This is a genomic window from Bacillus sp. AFS001701 (assembly GCF_002559405.1).
In the GTDB taxonomy this organism is placed as follows: domain Bacteria; phylum Bacillota; class Bacilli; order Bacillales; family Bacillaceae_G; genus Gottfriedia.
In genome coordinates, this window is sequence record NZ_NTZO01000547.1 from 1 (window position 1) to 1,224 (window position 1,224).

Below are 1,224 nucleotides of genomic sequence, written 5' to 3' on the forward strand. Positions count from 1 at the left end.
CCTTCAATATCTTTTAAACTGATGAGTAATTCATTTATATCCTTTAAAGATATTACCTTATCGAAAGAATCTTTTAGACTTCCATAAGTGTAATTATCATCTTCAAACATATACAACCAGCAAATATATTGCATATTCCTGTTAACATCGAGAATTATTGGTAGTTCAATCTCTTTTAAATAGTATTCTGAAGCTGTTTTTTCTTTTGAATTTAAAAATTCAACTTTTGTTGCACCTATATATTGTGAAATTTTTTCTAGATATATTGGATATTTTATTAAGATATTTCTAGATGCTTTGCTTAACAACTCAAAAATCTGTGTCAAAGTAATTTTATTTTTAGAAGCCAATGCAACTGTGATATCCGTAAAGGATTTAATTCTTTTTCTTAAAATATCTGGATTTTCTATTTCTTGTGAGTAATTTATCACCTTAAACATTTTTATTAAATAAATAATATCCCATTAATCTATATCTATTTCTTCAATAGAATCTATTTTATCCAATAATTTTTCATTTTCTGTTTTAATTTTTGAGAAAATTTCATTAGATATACTATCAGAATAAATTAACGAGTTATAAAATTTATACTTCATATCACGTAAAATTTGCTCGTTTTCAACAATAATAATTTCTTTATTAGTTTCCTTAAAAAAAGACTGAACAATTATGTTAGGATTATCATTAATAAAATCCTCTATGCTACCTGAGATTACAATCCTTTTATACATCTCTTTAAATATTACTTTAAAAATATTTAATTTAAATATTAGGTGATTGATTTTTATACCTTCGTTTTCTAAAAAAATATTTGAATTTTTCTGCGAAAGGTCAAACTCAATATAGTTAAAACTCTCTCTTAATTCGGAGATGATTTTTTTTATGTATCTTGGATTACTAAGTTTATTGTTTAGATCAAGGAACTCTTCTTCAATCTCCTCTAATATACTCATAGTATCTATTTTTTTTTGAACGTCTATTTCTGTGTTTTCGTTAATTTCAGTTAACTTCTTTTTTTCTTTTTCAATCCATTGTTGAATAGTTATTAAAATACCATGTAAATAATCATTATATTTTAATTTTAATTCTTGAGTTTCATTGGAAATAAAAGTACTATTATAAGTTGGAATAAGAATTTCAAGATAATAATTAAAAATTTCATCTTTATCAATTTTTTTTAACTCAAATTTAGTATTAATGAATTTCTCCAAGTAAGTATAAGAT

The 1,224-nt window shown here is 22.7% G+C and carries 2 protein-coding genes; both read right to left on the minus strand.

The genetic code is table 11. From position 1 onward, the window contains the following. On the minus strand, positions 1 to 431 hold a 431-nt coding region (locus CN514_RS22515), incomplete at its 3' end, for a hypothetical protein (protein WP_176526035.1). A gap of 33 nt (positions 432 to 464) precedes the next feature. Then, a partial coding sequence (locus CN514_RS25975) for a hypothetical protein (protein WP_176526036.1) occupies positions 465 to 1,224 on the minus strand: 760 nt, incomplete at its 5' end.